The organism is Flavobacterium cheongpyeongense, from assembly GCF_003202435.1.
Taxonomy (GTDB): domain Bacteria; phylum Bacteroidota; class Bacteroidia; order Flavobacteriales; family Flavobacteriaceae; genus Flavobacterium; species Flavobacterium cheongpyeongense.
In genome coordinates this window covers 18,164-39,854 of record NZ_QJHK01000004.1, presented here as the reverse complement: position 1 = coordinate 39,854, position 21,691 = coordinate 18,164, and the positions used below count along the sequence as shown (strand labels likewise).

At 35.1% G+C, this 21,691-nt stretch carries 14 protein-coding genes; 8 read left to right on the top strand and 6 right to left on the bottom strand.

The annotated features are described in order from the left end of the window. Positions 1–123 precede the first annotated feature (123 nt). The 4 genes from DMB65_RS05925 (at position 124) to DMB65_RS05910 (ending at position 4,532) form a co-directional block, all read left to right on the top strand. Positions 124–585, top strand: coding sequence for an Lrp/AsnC family transcriptional regulator (locus DMB65_RS05925; RefSeq protein ID WP_110305736.1), 462 nt, complete (start codon positions 124–126; stop codon positions 583–585). A gap of 143 nt (positions 586–728) precedes the next feature. Continuing rightward, complete coding sequence (locus DMB65_RS05920; RefSeq protein WP_110305735.1) at positions 729–1,067, top strand: hypothetical protein; 339 nt, start codon at positions 729–731, stop codon at positions 1,065–1,067. Between the two features lie 4 nt (positions 1,068–1,071). Beyond that, positions 1,072–3,111 (top strand): DUF3883 domain-containing protein, encoded by a 2,040-nt coding sequence (locus DMB65_RS05915; RefSeq protein WP_110305734.1) that lies wholly within the window; start codon positions 1,072–1,074, stop codon positions 3,109–3,111. A gap of 74 nt (positions 3,112–3,185) precedes the next feature. Continuing rightward, positions 3,186–4,532, top strand: coding sequence for a deoxyguanosinetriphosphate triphosphohydrolase (locus tag DMB65_RS05910; RefSeq protein WP_110305733.1), 1,347 nt, complete (start codon positions 3,186–3,188; stop codon positions 4,530–4,532). Between the two features lie 3 nt (positions 4,533–4,535). Here the strand turns inward: DMB65_RS05910 and DMB65_RS05905 are convergent, their stop codons facing one another. The 4 genes from DMB65_RS05905 to DMB65_RS05890 are packed head-to-tail and all read right to left on the bottom strand — an operon-like array spanning position 4,536 to position 8,994. Next, positions 4,536–5,534, bottom strand: coding sequence for a DUF3078 domain-containing protein (locus DMB65_RS05905; RefSeq protein WP_110305732.1), 999 nt, complete (start codon positions 5,532–5,534; stop codon positions 4,536–4,538). Positions 5,535–5,572: 38 nt separating this feature from the next. After that, positions 5,573–7,363: a 1-deoxy-D-xylulose-5-phosphate synthase gene (locus DMB65_RS05900; protein WP_110305731.1), complete on the bottom strand. Its 1,791-nt coding sequence runs from the start codon at positions 7,361–7,363 to the stop codon at positions 5,573–5,575. Positions 7,364–7,417: 54 nt separating this feature from the next. Beyond that, positions 7,418–8,077: a hypothetical protein gene (locus tag DMB65_RS05895; RefSeq protein WP_230470614.1), complete on the bottom strand. Its 660-nt coding sequence runs from the start codon at positions 8,075–8,077 to the stop codon at positions 7,418–7,420. 44 nt (positions 8,078–8,121) lie between these two features. Further along, positions 8,122–8,994, bottom strand: a complete 873-nt coding sequence (locus DMB65_RS05890) for an energy transducer TonB (RefSeq protein ID WP_110305729.1) — start codon at positions 8,992–8,994, stop codon at positions 8,122–8,124. A gap of 62 nt (positions 8,995–9,056) precedes the next feature. Between DMB65_RS05890 and DMB65_RS05885 the strand changes: the two genes are divergently transcribed. From DMB65_RS05885 to pbpC, 3 genes are all read left to right on the top strand, one after another. Then, a complete protein-coding gene (locus tag DMB65_RS05885) occupies positions 9,057–9,500 on the top strand; it encodes a nucleoside deaminase (protein WP_110305728.1) in 444 nt (147 codons plus the stop codon). 283 nt (positions 9,501–9,783) lie between these two features. Next, the gene (locus DMB65_RS05880; RefSeq protein ID WP_110305727.1) at positions 9,784–15,483 is read left to right on the top strand and encodes an alpha-2-macroglobulin family protein; all 5,700 of its coding nucleotides are present in this window, start codon (positions 9,784–9,786) and stop codon (positions 15,481–15,483) included. Positions 15,484–15,552: 69 nt separating this feature from the next. Continuing rightward, positions 15,553–17,928 (top strand): penicillin-binding protein 1C, encoded by a 2,376-nt coding sequence (pbpC, locus tag DMB65_RS05875; RefSeq protein WP_110305726.1) that lies wholly within the window; start codon positions 15,553–15,555, stop codon positions 17,926–17,928. Between the two features lie 325 nt (positions 17,929–18,253). On the opposite strand, the gene DMB65_RS05870 is transcribed toward pbpC, so the two are convergent. Together DMB65_RS05870 and DMB65_RS05865 are read right to left on the bottom strand one after the other, a co-directional pair. Continuing rightward, a complete protein-coding gene (locus DMB65_RS05870; protein WP_110305725.1) occupies positions 18,254–19,798 on the bottom strand; it encodes an Rne/Rng family ribonuclease in 1,545 nt (514 codons plus the stop codon). Positions 19,799–20,176: 378 nt separating this feature from the next. Continuing rightward, positions 20,177–20,467 carry an HU family DNA-binding protein gene (locus tag DMB65_RS05865; RefSeq protein ID WP_007805026.1) on the bottom strand — a complete coding sequence of 97 codons (291 nt, stop codon included), beginning with the start codon at positions 20,465–20,467 and terminating at the stop codon, positions 20,177–20,179. A 140-nt stretch (positions 20,468–20,607) separates the two neighbouring features. Here DMB65_RS05865 and mutY point away from each other — a divergent pair, with 140 nt between their 5' ends. Next, positions 20,608–21,654, top strand: coding sequence for an A/G-specific adenine glycosylase (gene mutY / locus DMB65_RS05860; protein ID WP_110305724.1), 1,047 nt, complete (start codon positions 20,608–20,610; stop codon positions 21,652–21,654). The last annotated feature ends 37 nt before the right edge of the window (positions 21,655–21,691 follow it).

The window sequence follows — 21,691 nt, the reverse complement described above, 5'->3', positions numbered from 1 at the left end:
TTCATTGGTTTTTATGTCTTATATTTGATTATTATTTAAGTAAATAGTGTTTTAAAAATTAATTTTTAAAGATTATATTACTGATAAATACTTTTAAAATGACTTTTAGCCGTAAAAAATACTATGGAAAACTTAGATAAAACAGATTTAATGATACTGAAACACCTGCAGGATAACTCTGATATCAATACAAAAGACCTTGCGGGTAAATTATTTCTCACGGTCACGCCTGTTTATGAACGTATCAAAAGGCTGGAAAGGGACGGTTACATCACCAAATATGTTGCCCTTTTAGACCGGAAAAAAATGAATCGCGGTATGACTGTTTTTTGTAATGTCCGCTTAAAAGAACATGCAAAAAATGTAGGGAGTAATTTTGTAAAAGATATTGTGGCACTTCCTGAAATTATCGAATGCTACAATATCGCAGGAGATTATGATTTTATGCTCAAAATATTAGTAAAGGATATGGAAAGCTACCAGGATTTTGTCATGAATAAATTATCGACGATAGAAAACATTGGCAATACGAACAGTATTTTTGTAATGGGCGAAATAAAACATAGTACGGCCTTGGAGTTTTGATGGTTAAAAAGTCGTAAAATAAAATGATTTTAGAGTTATTAAATCTAAAGCCAATCGCGATAATTGTAAGGATGAGCTTTCATTTATTTTATTGTAACATCAAAAACACTAATTTTATAAAGTTGAAATTATAAATAAATCAAATGAAAGATATAATTGCAAAATCATTATTAAATAAAATTGAAAGACTTGAAACTTTCGAGGAACGCCTTAATGTAAGGTTTGAGAATATTTCAGTAAAAGTTGATGATTATGGATGGGTGTTTGTGTTTTTTGAATTTCATTCAAATAGTGGTCCTACTATAGATGATATAATAAAAATTGAGTGTACAGCATATGATATTGATGGTCACATATTGGAAGTCAACGATAACTATGTTTTTCCGGATAAATTTTTTGGATTTGAAGTTTTTAAATTTAGTTTTCAAGAAGATGGAATTTCAGACAAAATCAATAAATTAAGATTATATCCTAAATTGTAATTCTATGATCATTAATGAAATTAGGAATCAACTTTTAGAAGAAGCAAAATCATCTCCGAACTTGCTTGCAGATTTGGCGGGTTTAGAAACCTATATTGCTGAAAGTTATAACAATCGCTCTTTTATAGAATTATTGCAAAATGCTGATGATGCAAACGCGACCAAATTTAAAATCATAAAAGATAATAATTTTTTATATGTTGCTAACAATGGAAGGTTTTTTAATGCAAGTGATATAGAAAGTTTATGCAGAAGTGCATCTTCAAACAAAATACGAGGAAAAAATATTGGTTATAGAGGAATTGGATTTAAATCTGTTGTAAGTTTCGCTAAAGAAATTCATATAATTAGTGGTGATTTAGAAATCACATTTTCCAAAGAGAGAACTAAAAATGAAATTATAAACGCAACAAGAGTTCCGCTTATAAGAATACCACATTCGATACATCAAGATGATAAATCGCTAATAGCTGAAAATGTTGGGAATCTATTAAATGTTGGGTTTACCACTATTTTTATTTTTACTGGAATTACCTCAGTAGAAATTGAATCTGAATATGACTCGTTTGATTATAAGTCGTTACTGTTTCTCAAAAATATAACCACAACAGAAATTTTAATTTCTAATTATATTTCAACATATATTGAAAAAGAAATAATTTCTGAACACAAAACAAAACTAAAGATTGAAAATAATGAGAATCAATCTGAGTGGCTTGTTTCAACCTATAATAATACTTCGATAGCTTTTCAGATTGAAAATAATTTACCTACAAGAATCAACTTGGTAGATGCTTTTGTTTATTCATTTTTACCAACTGAAGATATAACGGGATTAGGAGTTATTGTTAATGGTGATTTTAGTACTGATCCGTCAAGAAAACACCTGATATATGACATTGAAACAAATGCTACGATAAAAAATATTGCTAGTCAAATTATAAATATAATTGAGGAAAATCTGGGGGGTAATAAACTAGAAAATAATAATATAATTAAGTGCCTTGTTCCCTACGCTGACCCTAGAATGATGAGTTTTAAAAAGACTTCTTTTGAAAAAATTCTTTTAGAGGAAGTTAAAAATATTGACCCAGCCTTCTTTGAAAAATTATTATTACCGCCGAATTGGCTTAATGCAAAGGATTATAATGTTATAGCCAAAACAATTAATAATTTAGTCGTTGATTCAAATTTTTTAAATATTGATGGATTGTTATCGTTTTTAAAATTTCTTGGAGCAAAAGAAGCTTCGTTTGATTCATTGAAAAAAAATATTAATAATTCGGATATTTCGACATTTGGTTGTGTTCAAATTTCAAAATATATTTTTGTTTCTATATTGTCAATTAGTAATGATAATTTTATTCTTGAAGTAAGTGATTTAAAAATACTAATTCACAACAAGAAAAGATATTCTTTTAAGCAAGTTCTTTCTGAAAAATTATTAATTGATGATTCTTATATTTCTTTGTTAATTGAAAATGGTTTAACTGAATTTGATATAAAGCAAGCATTTAAAAAACTACTTCCAAATTATAGCGGAAATTTAGTTTTGGAGAAAAAGGATAATGATATTATGCTTAATAGTTTTATTCAAAATGTAAATATCCCAACAGATAATTGGTATAATAATTCTAAAGAAATTTCAACTGATAGAATTAAATATGCTATAAAACGTTGGAGAACTGCAGAAGAAATTACTTTGGAAATTTTGAATTTAAATGGATTTAATTTACAAGATGTAAGTAAACAAAATATTGGTTATGATTTAGATGGATTTGACCCCAATGGAGAAGAAATTCACATTGAAGTAAAATCGATAACACTTCCAGGACAGAAATTTAAGTTAACCAATAATGAAATTGGAGTAGCACAAGCAAAGCCACAAAAATTTTATGTTGCTATTGTTCGTCAAACAGATGATTTTTTTGAAATAGCAATGATTTCTGATCCAATAAAAAATTTAATTTTAAATAGGCAATGCATGCAATGGATTTGGGAATGTTCAGAATATGAATATAATCCGAGGAGATTTGCGCTATGAGACTTTATTTTGATCAATCTTGTTATTTTAAATGCTTCATTTTTTCTTATATTCGCTAGATTTAAAATTACAAAATGAACTGGGAACAACTTTTATCTCTTAAAAAACAAGGCGACACAAACAAAAGATTACGTATAAAACAGGATGATACCCGATTAGGATTTGAGGTAGATTATGACCGAATCATTTTTTCTGCTGCATTTAGAAGTCTGCAGGACAAAACACAGGTAATTCCGCTTTCAAAAACAGATTTTGTGCATACGCGTTTAACGCATAGTCTGGAAGTTTCTGTTGTAGGACGTTCGCTTGGACGTTTGGTGGGAAAGAAAATCATCGAAAAATATCCGTACCTAAAAGAAGTTCACGGCTATCATATGAACGATTTTGGAGCCATTGTTGCTGCGGCTTCATTAGCTCATGATATCGGAAATCCGCCTTTTGGACATTCAGGTGAAAAAGCGATTGGAGAGTATTTTTCTATTGGAAAAGGATTAAAATACAAAGACAAACTGACGGCTAAACAATGGCAGGATTTAATTGATTTTGAAGGAAACGCCAATGGTTTTTCAGTTTTAACCGGAAGCCGCCCAGGGATAGAAGGAGGCTTAAGGATTTCGTATGCGACTTTAGGTGCTTTTATGAAATATCCGAAAGAGAGTTTGCCGAAAAAACCAACAAATAATATAGCCGATAAAAAATACGGTTTCTTTCAGGCAGATAAATTATTCTTTCAGGAAGTGGCTGATGACATGGGATTGATCGCTAACAAAGAAGATGGAGATATTGGTTTTGAAAGACATCCTCTGGCGTATTTGGTTGAAGCTGCTGATGATATCTGTTATACGATCATCGATTTTGAAGATGGTATTAATTTAGGATTGGTTTCGGAAGATTTTGCTTTAGAATATCTGATTAAACTGGTGAAAGATAATATTGACGTTGCCAAATACAAATTACTGGAAACAAAAGAAGACCGGATCAGTTATTTGAGAGCTTTGGCAATAGGCACCCTGATTAATGATGCTGTAGATGTTTTTATCGAAAATGAAGAAGCAATCCTGAACGGGAAATTCCCTTTTGCCTTAACAGATAAAAGCAAATACAAGGCACAAATGAATGATATTATTAAGTTAAGTGTTGAAAAAATTTATCAGAGCCGTGAAGTTATAGAGAAAGAAATTGTGGGGTATCAGATTATTCAGACTTTACTGGATAAATTTATAACCGCTTTTAACAACAAATATGAAGGAACAGCTTCGAATTACGATAAACTAATCCTGAAAATGCTTCCTGAAAAACATCAATTAGAAAAAGGTAATTTATACGAACGTCTGCTTCATATTTGTCATTATGTTTCCCTTTTAACGGATGGAAATGCGTTAGAATTATATGAAATGATCAATGGCAGAAAAAATAATTAGTTGCTAAAAAGCATATACAAGGCCAACACCCAGAACTTGTCTTAACTGGGTTTTTGGGCCGTCATCTACCTGCGATTTTGAGCCACTCACAGGATCTACGACATCTTTTTTTGTTTTAATGTCGTCGTCATAAACGATATGAACACCAATATTTGCTTTGACATAAGCATTAACGACAAGGTCTAAACGGGTATCATAATCCACATCGACATTTCCAAAATGGTTTAAATAATCTGTATATAAAGTCAGTCTGTTTTCGTAAAAAATGTTTTTGTAAATCTCAGATTTCATGTATCCGGTAAACAAAATACCAAATTCTGCTTTTACTTTTTGACCTTCTTCAATTAAAATTGTAGCGTCAGGGTCAAGAGGATCAGTCCCATACACTGCTTTTTTAACACCAAAAGCTCCTTGGTTTGCCAGATCCTGATCTAATACCAAAGTGGTTTTTAAGGTGATTGGAGAGAAATAAAAAGTTCTGTTCTTTTTCTTGTCTGAATTTTCAGCTCCGGCTCCCAGGAAAATATATGCGGGTGCAAAAGGTTTAGAGATGGCAATATCCCTGTTTGGATATTTATAACCGTTGGTAAATTGAGTATTGAAATTAAATTTGGCCGAATAAAACCAATTTGAAAGTGTATCTTTTCTGAAACCGTAAGTGGAGTTAAACTGGACAGCATCATCCGTTTTTCTTAATTCGGTACCATCTTGCTTGTTCATTCCGTATTTCACAATAAGTTCATTAAACCATTTGTGATTATCTTTTATATAGGTTCTGGTAAATTCGCCCTTGAACAATCCGGAAATAGAACTCGTTCCCCCTGCACTCCAATTGACAAAAGCAATTTCTGAAATATCAAAGCCAAGTTTATTTTTTTTACTCCAGTTAGAAGGGGGTGGTGGTGCCTGTCCCGGGTCTAATGTAGTTCTGATAATTTGGGAAAAACTGTTTGTAGCAAATAAAAAAAGGAATAAAAAAAGGGTTGGTCGTAATAATTTCATCAGGCAAACTTTTGATTTTTTTTTGGCTGTGCAAAATACTATTTTTCGATGTTTGAAAAAAGATTTGCTAAACTTTTAACGTCAATTTCACAAAAATGTTGTTGCTCAATTATTGTGCCATGTTCAATAAAAGTGTCCGGAATGCCTAAAATTTCTATTTTTATAGTTAAATTATTCATTGCAGCATAATCTAAAATGGCACTTCCAAAACCACCCATTTTTGCTCCGTCTTCAATGGTGATAATATGGTTAAAAGAGGATAAGATTTTGTCTAGCAGATTATTATCTAAAGGTTTTATAAAAGGAAAGTCATAGTGTGCAATTGTTTCAGGATGGTCTAATTCATTTAAGGCAGCGATTACATTGTTTCCGATAGTACCAGTAGATAAAACAGCAGTTTTTGTTCCGTTTTTCAAACAATTTGCTTTGCCGGTAGTAATTTTCTGGTAATTTCCAAAATTTTCTGATACCCAATTTGGCACAACGCCACGGCCTCTCGGATAACGAATGGCAATAGGATGATCCAAAGAACCTGACTGAACCGTATATAAAATATTTTGAAGGGCAATTTCATTGATTGGTGCATAGATAATCATATTTGGAATAGCTCTTAAATAGGCAATATCAAAAACGCCATGATGCGTTGCACCATCTTCACCAACTAAACCTGCTCTGTCTAAACAAAAAATAACGGGTAAATCTTGTAAAGCCACATCATGAATGACCTGATCGTAAGCACGCTGCAAAAAAGTCGAATAAATATTGCAGTATACGATCATACCTTGCGTTGCCATTCCCGCAGCAAGGGTGACGGCGTGCTGTTCAGCGATTCCAACATCAAAAGCACGTTCCGGAATTTCATCCATCATAAATTTCAATGAGCTTCCTGATGGCATTGCAGGTGTAATCCCGATAATTTTTTTGTTCTTTTTGGCTAAATCTAAAATAGTCAGACCAAATACATCCTGATATTTTGGAGGAAGGTTTTCTTCAGATTTCAAATGAATTTCACCTGTCAGGGCATCAAATTTTCCTGGCGCATGATATTTTACCTGATTTTCTTCTGCCTGCTGCAGGCCTTTTCCTTTAGTGGTGACAATATGAAGGAATTTCGGTCCTTTTATTTTTTTTAAACGATTTAATTCTTTGATTAAAGCCGGAAGATCATGTCCGTCAACGGGGCCTGAATAATCGAAATTCAGCGATTTTATCATGTTGTTCTGTCTGGGGTTTTTTCCGTTTTTAACAGCTGTCAGATAATTTTTTAAAGCCCCCACGCTTGGATCAATTCCGATGGCGTTATCATTTAGGATCACTAAGATATTGGCATCCGTAACTCCGGCGTGATTCAGGCCTTCAAATGCCATTCCGCTGGCAATAGAGGCATCTCCAATTACAGCAATATGTTGTTTGTCAAAATCACCTTTTAATTTAGATGCAATCGCCATTCCGAGTACTGCCGAAATAGAAGTGGAAGAATGCCCTACGCCAAACGCATCATAAACACTTTCGGCTCTTTTTGGGAAACCCGAAACCCCTCGAAACTGTCTGTTGGTGTGAAAATTTTCTCTTCTTTCGGTTAGAATTTTATGACCGTAAGCCTGATGTCCGACATCCCAGACCAGTAAATCTTCTGGGGTGTTAAAAACATAATGTAAGGCAATTGTCAATTCAATTACGCCTAAACTGGCTCCTAAATGCCCTTCTTTTACCGAAACGACAGCAATGATAAAATCACGTAATTCCTTAGCAAGCTGAGGGAGCTGTTCTTCAGAAAGTAAGCGTAAATCGGCAGGGTTGTATATGTTTGAAAGTAGATTGCTTTTCATTGTAAGGATAAAAAGCAAATTTACGGTTTTAAATTTGAATTTTTTTGCTGGTTCTTATTTCAATAAAATAGAAACAGAATATTGCATTCGGATTTTTTTTCCGTTAGATTCACCAGGCTGCCATTTAGGGCATAAACTGAGGACCCTGATAATTTCTTTTTCCAGTGGTTCTTCAACTTTAGGCGAACATTCGAGAAATGTAAGGGTACCGTTTTTTTCTATTGCAAAGGCGATATTAATATTAAGTTTCCAATAACTTACATTTTCCGGTCTTTTATATTCTTTCATAAAAAAGTTATGAAACTGATCTATTCCGCCCGGAAATTCTGCATTGGTTTGAGATATAGTTTCTCCAGCCGGGGTAGCTGTAATCTTCACTTTATCAGAGCTGTTTTTCTCATGGCTTGTTTTCGCAGATTGCAGGTTTTTATTGTTTTTGGGTTCTGCCAATTTTACCTGATCTCTCTTTTTTGATGATGAAATAACCTGTTCATTATTGATTTCAATATTTTTTTCAGGATGTTCCGGGTTCTCTTCTTTTGATAGTTGAGACGAGTGAGGAATCTGTTTTGGTTCGTTTACTTCGTTTTTTTCTGAATCAACAATTTCAATTTCGTTGTTCTGTTTTTTGTTGTCTTTATCGGTACAACTAAACAAAGTTGTTCCCGTAATAATCAAAATCAGTGAAAATATTTTAGGGTACCGTGATAGCATTATTTTGTTCCGTTTTTCTGGAATAGTTTTTTCTTTTCTTTCCATTATTGAAATAATATTGGTAAACTATATTTGGTTCGTGTTTTTTTTCCATTTTGTTCTCCTGGATTCCATTTTGGGGACAAGTTTAAAACACGCCTTATTTCTGCTTCTACATTTGATTCAATGTTTTTTGGGAATTCAAATGATGACAAGGAGCCGTCTTTTTCTATTACGAACGAAATTATAATTCTGTTTTTTGGCTTTTCAGCATCGTTAGGAAGTTTTAATTCGTTTACTAAAAACTGATAAAAGTTGTTAATCCCACCCGGATAGTCTGCTTTTGATTCCATAACAGCTCCTGTAATATAAGTATCTCCTTGCACAGTAGATTCCTGTAATGATGCTTTGCAATCAGGAGTAGAAGAACTATTAATTTTGGCATCGCTTATTTTAGTTTTTCCTTTTACAAATTTTACGTTATCTGTTTTTGGCGGAGGAGGTGGTGGTACAAAATTATTATTCCCCTTTATTTTAATATCCCCAACTTGTATAGGTTCTGTTTCCGAAGTCTTAACAATTTCTATTTTATCAATTTTCTTTTTATTTCCATTTTTATCGGTACAGCTAAACAAAGTTGTCCCCATCGCGATAAACAATGCCAGTAAAAAGATCTTATGATAATGATTTTGAGAATATAATACGCAATTCGGAATTTGTATAATGATATTGTCTAATTGCGTTTTTTTAAACCTTCCGCAAATTTTATTGTTTTGGTTTTGAATGAAATAATGCTGAATTTCTTCAGGAAGCATGGATGTAAAATCAACTACAGTTTTTGAACAGCTCAAACAGAATCTTCCGTTGTCTTTTGGAGCCATTTTATCCCAGTTTTCATGACAGGGTTCAGGAATTGAGATTTTGTATTGTTTGTCCATGAATTAGAGTTTCAGAAAATAAATGTAATAAAAATTATGAACTAAAAATGTATTTTTGTTACATGATAAATCCCTTCACCGATGAATATTTTATGAAAAAAGCTTTGCAGGAAGCTGAAATGGCTTATGCTAACGGCGAAATTCCTGTTGGTGCTGTAATTGTTGTTGCTAATAAAGTAATTGCAAGCTGTCATAATTTAACGGAATTGTTAAATGATGTTACAGCTCATGCCGAAATGCAGTCGATAACCGCAGCAGCCAATTTTCTGGGAGGTAAATATCTAAAAGATTGTACTTTGTATGTGACACTTGAACCTTGCCAGATGTGTGCAGGCGCTTTATATTGGAGCCAGATTTCGAAAATAGTTTTTGGAGCCCGTGATGAACAGCGAGGTTTTATTGCGATGGGAACCAAACTGCATCCAAAAACTACCGTTGTTTCCGGAGTGATGGCCAACGAAGCGGCTGATCTGATGAAACGTTTTTTTCTGGAAAAACGAAAGTAATATTTTGAAAATTAGTGCCTTAGCCCAGATGGAAGTGGCATCCTTTTTATCTGCTTTTTTGCGGGTAAAAAGATATAGCGGACAGCTGGAATTAGCTCCTTATTAATCATCATTTAATACTTGGCTTCAACAAAAGTTAAATAAATTGACGTAGAGAATTTTCTTCTTAAAATATTCAGAAAATATTATACTTTTATCATAATTTAATGCGTGTTTTGCTGTTATAGTTTTTGACTGCAAAGTCTATTAAGTTCTCAATTGTTAACCATTAACTCTAAATAAAGTGAAAACAAAAGGATTAGCTCTCGTATTTTTTGTGTTTTTTATTTTCCAGTCCTGCGGGCGAAAATCTGCAGCTGATTTTAATTCTGATTTCTCTTTGTTTACTGAGTATATTACCAGTTTTACGGGTGGAATAATTTCTACTGATTCGGATATCCGGGTGGTTCTGGCTTTTGATAAAAACGACTGGAAACCCAATCAGGAACTTGATGACGATTTGTTTGATATTTCTCCAAGTGTGGATGGGAAAGTGGTGGCGCTTTCGACCAATACGTTAGCTTTTATTCCGGAGAAAAAATTAAAACCTGGCATAGAATATCAGGTTACTTTAAACTTAGATAAACTCACGGCAATCCCAAAAGAAAAAGAAGACGAACTGTCCAAATTCAACTTTACTGTTAAAACAGTAAAACAGGATTTTACGGTTAATACTGCTGATCTTCAGTCGTACAGCAAAGAATATCAATATCTAAACTGTATTTTAAAGACGGCTGATGACATTGATGTTGAAACCGCAATGAAGCTGGTGAAGGCGAAACAAAAAGGGAATGACCTTAAAATTAAATTCGAAAAAAATTCAGGTTCCGGAAAGGAATTTCATTTTATAATTGACAGTATTCAGCGCTATTCTGAAGCAACAAATCTGGAGATTTTATACGATGGAGACGATTTTGATATTGATCAGAAAGGGCAAATTGATTTTCCAGTTACGGGTATAAACGAATTTAAAGTTATAAAAGTAGAGGTGCCGGAAGGCAACAATCAGTCGGTTGCCATTAATTTTTCGGAACCATTGGAAAAAGGGCAGGATTTTGCAGGACTGGTTTCGATTCAGAATACCAATAATCTGAAGTTTTCTACTCAGGGCAACTTATTGAAAGTTTATTTTACCAATCAGGAAGCACCAAAAAAAGAAGAGCCGGTTGCCGAAGTGGTTGCCGAAGAAGAACCTGCTTATGTAGCCGTTGATTCTGTTGAGGTTGCCGTTGATTCTGCCGCTGCAGTTGTTGATTCTGCTGCTGCAGTTGTTGCAGAACAAGAAGAAGTAGTAGAAGTAGTTCCGGATGAAGAACCGGAAACAGTTATTACTGGCGAACTCCTGCTGGAAATTTTTCAGGGAATTGAGAGTCAGTATGGAAAAAAGATGGAGTCCAATTATACAGAGAAAATTTCCTTTGACCAGATCAAACCGAATGTTCGTTTTATTAAAAACGGAACGATTTTGCCAAGTTCAAACAATTTAAAACTAAATTTCGAAGCTGTAAATCTTAGTGCTGTCGATGTCAAGGTTTATAAAATTTACAAAAACAATATTCTGCAGTTTCTTCAGTATAATGAGTTGAATGGAGGCCAAAACCTGAAAAAAGTAGCACAGCCCATTGCCAAAACGACACTTAATTTAAAAGAAAGCACTCTTGTAAATTTGACGAAATGGAATACTTATGCTTTAGATTTGTCTAAAATCATTAAACCTGAACCAGGGGCTATTTACAGGGTTGAATTTGAATATAAAAAGAAATATTCGTTATATAAATGTGAATCATCAGAAGAAGATCAAAATGAAGAAGAGGAAGAGGAAGTAGATGAAAATGATGTAAATTACAGTGGCAACTCCTATGATGATTACTATTATGACGATTACGACTGGCGTGAAAGCCAGGATCCTTGTTCCGGGTCTTATTATTACAATGCTAAAATTGCAACGAATATTTTAGCCTCTGATTTGGGTGTGATAGCCAAGAGAGGCGAAAATAAATCGTATTTGTTTGCCGTAAATAATATCGTGACAACAGAACCGGTTTCGAATGCGAAAGTTGATTTGTATAATTTTCAACAGCAGAAAATAGGATCAGAAGAAACAGATAGTGACGGAATAGCATCTTTTCAACTAGATAAGTTTGCTTATTTTGCAATCGTTTCTTTAGGCGATCAGTCAACTTATGTAAAGCTTGATGACGGACTTTCGTTATCGGTTAGTAATTTTGATGTTGCCGGAGAAACGCTTCAAAAAGGGTTGAAAGGGTTTATTTATGGTGAAAGAGGTGTTTGGCGTCCGGGAGATAATTTGTATTTGTCTTTTATTCTGAATGATGCTTCGAATAAATTGCCGAAATCGCATCCGATAAAATTCAGATTAAATGATCCGAATGGAAAAACGGTTTACCAGACAGTTCAAAAAACCAACGAACTAAATCATTATGCTTTTATAGTGCCAACAAATCAGGATGCGCCAACCGGAAACTGGGAAGCGATGGTAAGCGTTGGTGGTGCAAAATTTTACAAAAGCATTAAAATAGAAACAATTAAGCCAAATCGTTTAAAAATCAGGAATAATTTTTCGAGAAAAACGCTTTCGTCGTCTTATCCAAATAAAAGCAATCTTGAAGTAACGTGGCTTCATGGTGCTATTGCGAAAAGCCTGAATGTAGAAATGCAGGCTAAATTTTCGCAGCAAACGACGACATTCAAAGGATATGAAAAATTTTCTTTTGATGACATGGTACGCCAGTTCAGTTCAGAAGAAATCAATGTTTTCTCCGGAAAATTAAATGAAAATGGAAAAGCTTCTGTTGATATTGAACCAAAATTACAGGGACAGGCACCAGGAATGCTTCGCGCCTCATTTATTACCAAAGTGTATGAAGAAGGGGGTGATTTTAGTACCGATGTGATTTCGACAACGTATTCTCCATACAAAACCTATGTCGGGATAAAATCGCCAGAACTCAACAAATACAACATGTTGGAAACAAGAACCAACAATCGTTTTGACGTGGTTACGGTTGATGAGAACGGAAGACCTAAATCGGTACGTAATCTTGAAGTTAGAATTTATAAGGTGAACTGGAGATGGTGGTGGGATTCGTCAAATGATAATTTATCCAATTATACTGCTGCAAATGCAACGACATCTTACAAATCTACTATGATTGATACCGATTCGGGAGGGAGAGGAAGTTTTCAGTTTGCTTTGACAGATGAAGAGTGGGGACGCTATTTAATTCGGGTTGAAGATCCAAACGGAGGACACGCAACCGCTTTGACAGTAAATATCGACTGGCCAATCTGGTCCGGTAAAACAAGAAACAGAGATGCTTCTACAGCTAATATGTTAGTGTTTTCTACAGATAAGAAAAATTATGCTGTTGGTGAAAAAGCACAAATCTCTTTTCCATCCAGTGAAGGAGGACGTGCTTTGATTTCGATTGAAAACGGATCAAGAGTGGTACAGACACTTTGGGCAGAAACCAAAAATGGCGAGACTAAAGTAGAAATTCCGATCACGGGAGCGATGGCACCAAATGTATACTTTAATATTACTTTGCTACAGCCACACGCTTCGACCAAAAACGATTCGCCAATTCGTATGTACGGAATTGTTCCGATTGAAGTAGTGGATAAAAACACCATATTGACACCGACACTTTCAATGCCGGATGTGTTGAGACCGGAACAAAATTTTACGATAAAAGTAGGTGAGAAGTCAGGCAAGGAAATGACCTATACTATTGCAGTAGTTGATGAAGGGCTTTTGGATTTAACCCGTTTTAAAACGCCAAATGCCTGGGATAGTTTTTATGTTCGTGAAGCTCTTGGAGTAAAAACCTGGGATATTTATGATGATGTAATTGGGGCTTATGGCGGAAAAATAAATCAGATTTTCAGTATCGGCGGGGATCAGGATTTAGGAGGCGGAAAAGCCAAAAAAGCCAATCGCTTTAAGCCAGTTGTCTTGTATTATGGACCTTTTAAATTAGAAAAAGGACAGACAAAATCACATCAGTTAAAATTACCGAAATATATTGGTTCGGTTAGAACAATGATTGTGGCCGGAGATGCTGCTACAAGTGCTTACGGAAGTGTAGAAAAAGCAACGCCGGTAAAAAGTCCGTTGATGGTGCTGGCTTCGTTGCCAAGAAAGATTTCGCCTTCAGAAAAAGTAACCCTTCCGGTAACAGTTTTTGCAACGGAGAACAAAATCAAAAATGTTTCGGTTCAGGTTAAAACAAGCAACGGATTGAAAGTAATGGGAAGTGCGGTTCAAAGACTAAATTTTGCAAGGCCAGATGAGAAAATGGCTTACTTTAATTTAGTAGTAGGTTCTGCAACCGGAATTGCAAAAGTTCAGGTAATCGCAACATCCGGAAATGAAAAATCAGTTTATGACGTAGAGATCGATATGACCAATCCGAATCCGGTTACGAGTACTTTTACAGATGTTGTATTGGCACCAAATAGTTCTAAAACACTTTCGTGGAAAACATTCGGAATTGCAGGAAGTAATAAGGCAAGGCTGGAAGTTTCGTCGATGCCTTCGATGAATCTGAACGGCCGACTGCAGTTTTTAATTCAGTATCCGCATGGTTGTGTAGAGCAGACGACTTCATCGGTTTTCCCACAATTATTTTTAAATGATGTGGCTGATATTGATAATAAGCGTAAAGAAATTATTCAAAACAATATTGCAGCCGGAATAGCAAGATTAGGAAATTTTCAATTGTCTAACGGAGGTTTGCCTTACTGGCAGGGAGGTACAATTGCTGACGATTGGGGAACATCGTATGCCGGACATTTCCTGGTTGAAGCAGAGAAAAAAGGATATGTACTGCCCATTAATTTTAAATCAAAATGGTTGTCTTACCAACAAAGAGAAGCCAAACAATGGCGTTTCGAGCCTAAATACGGTAATGATCTGGCTCAGGCATACAGATTATACACTTTGGCATTAGCAGGAAATGCGGATCTATCGTCAATGAACAGACTGAGAGAAACAAAAGGAATTTCGAATGAAAGTATGCTTCGTCTGGCAGCCGCTTATGCTTTGGCCGGACAGAAAGCGGCAGGGCAAAGTTTGTTGTTGGGTACGAGTATCGATGGAAGTTCAGACGGTTACAGCTATTACTATTATGGCTCAGGCGAAAGGAACAGAGCAATGGCTTTAGAAACCATGCTGCTTTTAGGACAAAAACAAAAAGCATTTGTAACGGCTTCGAAACTGGCGAAAGAAATGTCGGCTAATCAATGGATGAGTACGCAGACAACGGCTTACTGTTTGTATGGAATGTCGAAATTTGCGGTGAGTAACGGTCCAAAAGGAATCAATATTCAGTTTAGTAAAAACGGAAAAGCAACCACTATCAATACCAATAAATCGGTTGCAGACAGAAGTTTGTCTGTTACTTCGGGCACAAACAAAATTACCCTGAAAAATAATAAAGCGAATACGGTATATGTTCGTGTGCTGAATACTGGAATCTTGCCAATTGGACAGGAAAATCCTGTTCAGAATGATGTTTCTGCTTCAATAGTTTTCAAAAACAGAAAAGGAAGTATCATCAATGTTTCGAAAATCAATCAGGGAACTGAATTTGTTGCCGAGGTTACGATTAAAAACCAAAGAGGAGAAAGTATTCAGAATGTGGCACTTTCACAAATTCTGCCTTCCGGTTTCGAAATTGTAAATACCCGATTTACAGATTACGGAGATGCTGTAAACAACATTGCTGATTATATTGATATTCGTGATGACAGAACAAATTTCTATTTCGGTATGAAAGCCAGGGAAACCAAAGTTTTCAGGATTCTTTTAAATGCATCTTATTTAGGGAATTATTATTTACCGGGATTGCAATGTGAGGCAATGTACGACAATACATTTTTAGCCAGAACAAAAGGATTCTGGGTTAAGGTGGTAAAATAGTTATTTCTTAAAGATTACGTTTTCTAACAGGTTTCTACAAACTGTTAGAAGACGAAACAAAATACAACTTTGAAAAATAAAGTAAAAGCGTTTTTTCAGCGCATAATAAACTGGATAAAAAAGAATAAAATAAAATCAGTAATTGCATTTCTGCTCTTGCTGATTTACTATTTTTCACTTCCCCGTACTCTGTTTCAGGAGCCTTATTCAACTGTTATAGAAAGCAAGGAAGGAGAATTGCTGGGAGCTCAAATTGCAAATGACGGACAATGGCGTTTTCCTGCTCAGGATAGCGTTCCGGATAAGTTCAAAAAATGCATTGTTTATTTTGAAGATGAGTATTTTTATAAACATCCCGGATTTAATCCGGGAGCAATGGTGAATGCATTTAAACAAAATCGAAAAGCCAGAAAAGTAGTCAGGGGTGGAAGTACGCTGACCCAACAGGTTATTCGGTTATCCCGCAAGGGGACAAAAAGAACTTATTTCGAAAAAATAATCGAAGTAATTCTCGCAACACGTTTAGAATTAGGTTATTCAAAAAATGAAATTCTGGAAATGTATGCAGCTCACGCGCCTTTTGGAGGAAATGTTGTGGGTTTAGAAATGGCTTCGTGGCGTTATTTTGGCGTTCAGTCCAGTCAGCTTTCCTGGGCAGAAAATGCGGTTTTGGCTGTTTTGCCTAATGCGCCAAGCTTAATTTATCCGGGAAAAAATCAGCTTAAATTACTAAATAAAAGAAACCGACTTTTGTTGAAACTGCATCAGGAAGGGATAATTGACAAGCAGACATACGAACTTTCGGCACAAGAGCCCTTGCCTCAAAAGCCTTATGATTTACCTCAGATGGCGCCACATTTATTACAGAGAGTGGCTAAAAATCAAGAAGGGACAAGAGTTAAAACCACAGTTGATTATGCACTGCAAAACAGGGTAAATCAAATTGCTAGATATTATTACAATCAATACAAACAAAATGAAGTGCATAATCTTGCGATTTTGGTTATTGACGTTTCTAATCGAAATGTAATGAGTTATGTCGGGAATTCACCAACAGATAACGATCACCAAAAAGATGTGGATATAATCGATGCGCCAAGAAGCACGGGAAGTATCTTAAAACCTCTTTTGTATGCTGCCATGCTGGATGATGGCGAACTGCTGCCGAATACTTTAGTGGCTGATATCCCCACACAGATTTCCGGATATACACCGCAAAATTTCAATCTTACATTTGATGGGGCTGTTCCGGCACATCGCGCTTTGTCCCGATCTCTAAACATTCCGGCTGTTTTGATGTTGCAGGATTTTAGTGTGAATAAATTTTATGGAGAATTACAAAAGTTCCAATTAAGGGATATCAACAAAGCGCCCGATCATTATGGGTTGTCATTGATTTTGGGTGGAGCAGAAAGTAATTTATGGGATCTGTGCAGAACCTACTCAAACTTATCTTCTACACTTAATTTTTATACGAAAAGTAAAGGTAATTACAGAACCAATGAATTTACAGAGCTAAATTATAAAAACGATTTTAAACCTGATTTTGGTTCAGAGACCAATCAGAAGAATGTTTTGGGTGCAGGATCAATCTGGCTGACGTATAATGCTATGGAAGAAGTTAACAGGCCGGAAGGGGATGAAGCCTGGAAATTTTATGACAGTTCGCTTAAAATTGCATGGAAAACCGGAACTAGTTTCGGAAACAGGGATGCATGGGCAATAGGAACCAATTCCAGGTATGTAGTGGGAATCTGGGTCGGAAATGCAACCGGAGAAGGAAGACCAACTTTGACCGGAGTTACAAGTGCAGCTCCAATTTTGTTTGATGTTTTTAATTTATTGCCAAGACAAAGATGGTTTGAAATGCCTTACAATGATTTAGCCGAAGTTGAGGTTTGCCGATTAAGCGGTTATCTTGCAAAAGAGAATTGTCCGAAAATCAAACAATGGGTTTCTAAAAAAGGAAAATCTACAACGGTTTGCCCGTATCATAAAACGATCCATTTGGATAAAGCACAAAAATTTCAGGTAAACAGCAGTTGTGAAAGTATTGATAATATTGTAGCCAAAAACTGGTTCGTACTGCCTCCCGTTATGGCATGGTACTATAAAAGCCAGCACATTGAATATTTGGCATTACCGCCTTTTAAAGAAGGCTGTGAAGGAACTCAAACGACAACAATGGATTTTATTTATCCGAAAGCCAATAGCAAAATTTATTTAACGAAGGATTTTAACAGCGAAGTCCAGCCCGTAATTTTAAAAGTAGCCTATTCTGAAAGGGACAAAGAATTATTCTGGTATGTTGATAATGTTTATAAAGCCACAACCAAAACCTTTCATGAATTGCCTATTTCACCTACGGCAGGATTTCATTATATTACAGTTGTAGATGCTGATGGGAATGAAATCAGAAGGAAAATTGAGATAGTTAGAGAATAAATTTTAAAAGAAATTCCAATTTTTTGAAATTGCTTCACCTGTTTGCTATCGCCCGAGTCCCAATTCCAGAAATCAATGATATTTTGATCAGATAAAGTTTGTTATGAAATTGAGTGCCTAGCCCAGATAGGAGCGGTATCCTTTTTCTGGCTTCTTTAGACAGTAAAAGATACAAGCGTATAACTGGAGACTGCTTCTAATAAAACAAATTTCAATTTGGAAATCCCAAACTACAGGGGTAAAAGTGAAATGCAAAATTAGATTACTTTGTTGCTCACAATTACGCATAAAAAAACCGCCATTCTTTCGAAAGGCGGTTTTTGTTTTATTCTGAAATAACATTTCCTTTTTTATCGTAGAAATGATATTCTAAGTACGTGTAAGCGTCACGAGGTATGATTTTCACCCATTTCTTATGTTCAAAAAACCATTTTGAACGTAAGGATGGAAAACCTTTACTGAGGTAAGCAGCCACAAACGGATGTACGTTTAGGACAACATTTTTGTGGGTTTTTAAAAGTCTGTCTAAATCCAGTGCGATTTTATCAATGATTAAAATAGGCGCTTCAATTTCGCCATTTTCATTGTTAGGATCTTCTTCTCTGGTTTTAATATTAACTTCTGGTCTTACGCGCTGTCTTGTAATCTGGACTAAACCAAATTTACTTGGCGGTAATATTTTATGTTTTGCTTTATCGTCGCTCATTTCTTCTCGCAAGAAGTCGAACAAGACCTTTCTGTTTTCAGGATTAGACATATCGATAAAATCAACTACGATTATTCCGCCCATATCACGCAGACGAAGTTGTCTGGCGATTTCTGCAGCGGCAATCATATTTACTTCCATGGCGGTATCTTCCTGATTGGTCGCTTTATTAGAACGATTTCCGCTGTTCACGTCTATAACGTGCAAAGCTTCAGTATGTTCAATAATAAGGTAAGCACCTTTGCTCATAGAAACCGTTCTTCCAAAAGAAGTTTTGATTTGTCTCTCTATATTGTATTTCTCAAAAATTGGAGTATCGTTTGATTGATAAAACTTCACAATTGATTGTTTTGAAGGTGCAATTTCCTGCAGATAATCCTTCGTTTGATGGTACAACTCTTCATCATCTATCTGAATACCGCTGAAGGTATCGTTGAAGACATCCCTTAATATCGAAGAAGCCCTGTTGAGTTCTCCTAATACTTTGGACGGATGATGAGCAGTTGGTAATTTTTTACACATTGCAGTCCATCTGCCAAGCAGGTTCTGCAAATCTTTTTCTAATTCGGCTGTATTTTTGCCTTCGGCTACTGTGCGAACAATAACACCAAATCCTTTAGGTTTGATCGATAGAACAAGTTTTTTTAGACGATCTTTTTCTTTTTTGTCTTCTATTTTTTGTGAAATAGAAACGCGGTCAGAAAACGGAACGAGAACAATAAATCTTCCTGCCAATGAAAGCTCAGCGCTTATTCTTGGCCCTTTGGTCGATATAGGTTCTTTAACGACTTGCACTAAGACAGATTGATTGGCACTTAAAATATCAGTAATGATGCCATCTTTGTCAATCTCTTTTTCAAACTGAAAGTTTTTTAGGGAGAAATCTTTTAATTTACCTGCGCTTACAAGTTTTATGAATTTCAGTTGGGAAGCTAAGTTTGGACCTAAATCGTGATAATGTAAAAAGGCATCTTTTTCGAAGCCTACATTGACAAAAGCAGCATTAAGTCCGGCAACTGGTTTTCTGATTTTGGCAATAAAGATATCACCAACCTGAAAGTTGCTTGTTTCTTGTTCTTTGTGTAATTCAATTAGTTTTCCATCTTTTAATAAGGCAAAATCTACGGCTTCAGAACCAGACCTAATGATCAATTCTTTATTCACTCTGTAAATTTTTATCCGTGAATTGGTTGTTGGTTGGTTGTTGTCAGTTGTTGGTAAAAACCATTAACCAAAAACCATCAGCCATCAACTTCTACAAGGATGGATTAAACAATATTTTAACAGGTATTGAACCCGGGGAAAGTTAGCTGGCAGTTAACAGTTTTAAGTCAGCAGTATACTGAATACTAAAAACGGAATACTGAACACTAATTTTCGATTTCAATGAACGTTAAAAAGAAAAAAGTAGTTTAAAACTACTTTTTCTTTTTGTGACGGTTAGCTCTCGCTCTTTTCTTTCTTTTGTGAGTAGCTACCTTATGTCTCTTTCTTTTTTTACCACTTGGCATATCGTATCGATTTTATGATTAATTAATAGTATTATTTTGCTTCGTTATTTGTTTTTACTCCCTCTACAAAAACTTTTGCAGGTTTAAAAGCAGGAATATTGTGTGCAGGAATTTTGATTGTGGTATTTTTAGAGATGTTTCTTCCTGTTTTTTCAGCTCTGGTTTTTACGATGAAACTTCCAAAACCTCTCAGGTAAACATTGTCACCAGTTTCTAATGAAGTTTTAACTTCTTCCATAAAAGTTTCAACTGTTGCCTGAACGTCTCCTTTTTCAAGACCTAGTTTCTCTGAAATCTTCGCTACGATATCTGCTTTCGTCATTTTCTTTCCTATTTTATTTTATAAATGATGTACTATTTTTTTGAGTTTGCAAATATAGGAATTAAAAAAATAATTAATCAAGCTAATTCGTTAAATTTTAATTACATAAACATTTACTTTTGTTTTCTAAGTATTTTTAAATGGATTTTCATAACACACTGATAAATTGGTATTTACAAAATAAGCGCGATTTGCCGTGGCGAAATACGGTCAATCCGTACCATATTTGGCTTTCAGAAATTATGCTCCAGCAGACAAGAGTAGCGCAGGGAATGCCTTATTTTCTTTCTTTTACACAGGAATTTCCTACCGTACGTGATTTGGCAAATGCCGATGAAGAAAAGGTTTTGAAACTTTGGCAGGGATTAGGGTATTATTCCCGGGCCAGAAATCTGCATAAAACGGCTCAATACGTTGCAAATGATTTAAATGGACTTTTCCCTACTACTTATAATGATTTGTTGAAATTAAAAGGGGTTGGTGAATATACAGCTGCTGCAATTGCTTCTTTTTCTTATAATGAAGCTGTTTCGGTGGTTGACGGAAATGTTTTCAGGGTGCTTTCGCGTTATTTTGATATTGAATCAGATATCGCTTTACCTGCAACTAAAAAAGAATTTACTGCTCTTGCACAGGAATTGATGCCAAAAGACAACCCGGCAATTTTTAATCAGGCCATTATGGAATTCGGAGCAATCCAGTGCGTCCCTAAAAATCCAGATTGTTCTCTTTGTGTCTTCAACGGGAGCTGTCTGGCATTGAAAAAGAAGAAAGTCGCTGTTTTGCCTGTAAAATTAAAAAAACTAAAAGTTACCAACCGTTTCTTTAATTACCTGGTTTTAGAAGATGCTGAAGGGAAAACTTTAATTCAAAAACGTACCTCAAAAGGCATTTGGCATAATCTGTACGAATTTCCACTTTTGGAAACGGATAAAATTGAGGGTTTTGATTTTGTTTTCAAAGCTGTTCAGGAAGGTATTTTGTCTTCTCAGACCATCATCGCATTTGAGGAGTATCCGGAGGCCACTATTATCCATAAACTTTCACATCAGCACTTGCATATCCAGTTTTGGAAAATTAAGGTGAATGATGTTTTAGTTAATGGCTTGAATTTTAATGATTTAAAATTATTTCCGTTTCCGATAGCTATTTATAATTTTATTGAAAAGGAAGAAATAAGTCGTTGAAAAAAATTACCTTTGATATAAACACAAATGTTATATC

Bases quoted from the DNA above. Each gene is read 5' to 3' on its own strand.
- DMB65_RS05925 (WP_110305736.1), top strand. From the start codon at position 124: ATGGAAAACTTAGATAAAACAGATTTAATGATACTGAAACACCTGCAG.
- DMB65_RS05920 (WP_110305735.1), top strand. From the start codon at position 729: ATGAAAGATATAATTGCAAAATCATTATTAAATAAAATTGAAAGACTT.
- DMB65_RS05915 (WP_110305734.1), top strand. From the start codon at position 1,072: ATGATCATTAATGAAATTAGGAATCAACTTTTAGAAGAAGCAAAATCA.
- DMB65_RS05910 (WP_110305733.1), top strand. From the start codon at position 3,186: ATGAACTGGGAACAACTTTTATCTCTTAAAAAACAAGGCGACACAAAC.
- DMB65_RS05905 (WP_110305732.1), bottom strand. From the start codon at position 5,534: ATGAAATTATTACGACCAACCCTTTTTTTATTCCTTTTTTTATTTGCT.
- DMB65_RS05900 (WP_110305731.1), bottom strand. From the start codon at position 7,363: ATGAAAAGCAATCTACTTTCAAACATATACAACCCTGCCGATTTACGC.
- DMB65_RS05895 (WP_230470614.1), bottom strand. From the start codon at position 8,077: ATGCTATCACGGTACCCTAAAATATTTTCACTGATTTTGATTATTACG.
- DMB65_RS05890 (WP_110305729.1), bottom strand. From the start codon at position 8,994: ATGGACAAACAATACAAAATCTCAATTCCTGAACCCTGTCATGAAAAC.
- DMB65_RS05885 (WP_110305728.1), top strand. From the start codon at position 9,057: ATGATAAATCCCTTCACCGATGAATATTTTATGAAAAAAGCTTTGCAG.
- DMB65_RS05865 (WP_007805026.1), bottom strand. From the start codon at position 20,467: ATGACGAAAGCAGATATCGTAGCGAAGATTTCAGAGAAACTAGGTCTT.
- mutY (WP_110305724.1), top strand. From the start codon at position 20,608: ATGGATTTTCATAACACACTGATAAATTGGTATTTACAAAATAAGCGC.